Annotated in this window: 3 protein-coding genes; 1 reads left to right on the top strand and 2 read right to left on the bottom strand. The window is 60.0% G+C overall.

Translation table 11 applies throughout. The features are described from left to right. Nucleotides 1-215 precede the first annotated feature (215 nt). Complete coding sequence (locus tag QRN42_RS17950; protein ID WP_284980467.1) at nt 216-545, top strand: GNAT family N-acetyltransferase; 330 nt, start codon at nt 216-218, stop codon at nt 543-545. A gap of 23 nt (nt 546-568) precedes the next feature. Here QRN42_RS17950 and srmL read toward each other — a convergent pair whose 3' ends face one another. Continuing rightward, entirely contained in the window at nt 569-1,687 is a 1,119-nt protein-coding gene (srmL, locus tag QRN42_RS17955; protein ID WP_284980468.1) for a PheS-related mystery ligase SrmL, read from the bottom strand. Nucleotides 1,688-1,902: 215 nt separating this feature from the next. After that, entirely contained in the window at nt 1,903-2,283 is a 381-nt protein-coding gene (locus QRN42_RS17960) for an SRPBCC family protein (RefSeq protein WP_284980469.1), read from the bottom strand. Between the last annotated feature and the right edge of the window lie 112 nt (nt 2,284-2,395).

Genomic DNA, 2,395 nt, shown 5'->3' on the forward strand with positions numbered 1-2,395 from the left:
GACAACCATTCAACCGGAGAGCCCCGACCACACGGTCGGGGCTCCCCGCATTTAAACACCGAAAACACAACCGGCATCCCCGCGGCAAATGCATTATCCACGAACCGGGATATACGTGGACCTGGACGATGACCTCCTTGAGCTCGCTAATCGGTCGGCGTCCGCTGAGGCGCCGGCGTAGGGGCATATGGATGCACTCGTAATAGAGTCATGTGATGCTACCGCCACAACCGACTCTTCGATTGCGGTTTCGTGAGATGACTGAGACTGACCTGGATAGCATGGCCGCGTTGCTCGGAGACCCAGAGGTGATGCTGTTCTACCCTGCACCCAAGTCTCGGGATGAAGCAGCTGGCTGGATTCACTGGAACCAAGAGAACTACGCGGAGCACGGGTATGGCCTGTGGATTATCGAAACGCGTGACGGCGAGCATCCGGAAAACCGGGCTTCAGAGCGGGTAGCCGAGAAGATCGGAATGCACCGTATCGCTGATGATCGAGGCGATAACATCACCGTCCAAACGGTCTTGGGCATGCGGCTATAGACATGCCCAAGCCGCCCGATGGCTTACCCGGCAATGAGCTCCTTGACTGGTCCTTCGTGCAATGCCAGGTAGACATCGTCCCGGATCTGGTTTGCCTGCGGATCTGTCATCGTTCTGGTCAGGGGGCGAAGTACCAGCCGGATCAGGGCGTTCGCTTGTCCTTCACGGATTTGGAGCCGTTCCTGCGCCTTCAACGGAAGTTCCGCTTGGGCAGTGAGAGCCAGCAGTTCAACGCTTTCCAGGTCGTCCGCTTGCCCATTCAATGCGGTGCGGACTCGATCTCCCAGTACTTCCGCGTCCATGTCCGCAGGGACGACGATCGATATGTCCCGTCGGATGGGTGGCATCTGGGAGACCGGCCGCCACGGTTCCAGGTTTTTCATTTGCTCTTCGATGCGCCTGTCCGTCGACCGGAGCAACCTGATGTCCGGGATGCCTTTGCGCAGCATGAGGGCACGGTCCAGGCCCATTCCAAGGGCTAGACCATTCCAGTTGGTGGGATCAAGGCCGGCTTGTTCGAACAGGTGCGGGGCCATGAGGCCGCACTCGGCAAGTTCGAGCCATTCCCCGTCCATGCGGACGTCAACCTGCAAGCCCTGCTGGGTGTAAGGATGGATTGCCGGGACTGCGCGCCACTCGGCACCTGGAAGCACAGCTTGAACGAGGGCGGAGATCATGTCTTGAAGGTCGCCGACGTCGAGCTGCGCCCGGGAGCTGACACGCCACAGGTCTACTTGGTGAGGCGTTCCTGTATGGGTTCGGTCGATGGAATCGCGACGGTAAACAAGCCCGGGGATGGCCCAGAGCTCGTCCGTGGACGCCTCAGAGTCCAAGGCTCGGAGCAGCGACGGGATAGAGGCCGAAGTGTGACTCCGCAGCATTACCGTTGGGCTGACGTAGCGGGAGTATTTTTGATCCCGTGTCACGTCTGAGGCGTTGAAGCCGAGGTGGTCGTAGTTGTCGACCACGCTGACCAAGGGGCTGTGGCGGATGACCCGGCCGGCAACATCCCACTTCCGGCTGAGTGTGTGCGTGACGGCTTGCAGAAGAGTTTGCATTGCATGGGGCCCGCTGCTGGGATCGGAAAGGTCCCGGATGGACAGGGCATCATTGAGTTCGGTGGTGCTGAGGTAACTAGGCATGGTGGTCCTTGGGCTCGGATGCAGGAGGGGTGAAGTTCTCCCCCGACTCGAATCCGGCGCCAGGACCTAGGCGCGCGCCAGTAAGCCCTCGCGACCGGAAACCGGTCGGGGGCAAGTAAATCGGCGCATAGACAACATGAGGGCAACTATACGCCTGCAGTTCCGATGACCACCTTGGCAAGATGCTGAGAACAGGCTGCCTACACAACTCAGCCTTAATGCTGGTCGTGTTCGAGGATCTGCTTGAGAGCTCTCAGGTCCTTGTTGTTGGCCCGCCGCATTGCCAAGCGAATGAACGGCGCCAGCAGCCTGGGGAACCCGCTAGGGGTACCCCGGTTGCGGAGTGTCACTTGGGTCCCGCCCCCGCCTACGGAGTCGTAGCGGTAGCTGGTCTCCATGGGGAAGGGGCCTTCCGCCGTACGCATCACCAATGACCTTGAGGTATGTTCGACAATCTCATAGGTGTAGCGAAGCTCCCGGCCAAGGAAATGGGCAACGAACGCGACTTTCGTACCAACGCCCAGAGGGGGTGGCGTCTCCCACTCAACTTGGGAGATATTCGCGTACCACTCGGGAGCGCGGGACGGGTCCGCCATATGAACACTCGGGCAGAGGTCCAGGTCTCGACGGCGAGGCCGCCTCGATCATTGGATGGTGGTGTTGTTGGGTGGATTTGCGTTGGTGTGGTGGGGCGTGTATTGTTTTGTG

The organism is Arthrobacter sp. fls2-241-R2A-200, assembly GCF_030209745.1.
Lineage (GTDB): Bacteria > Actinomycetota > Actinomycetes > Actinomycetales > Micrococcaceae > Arthrobacter.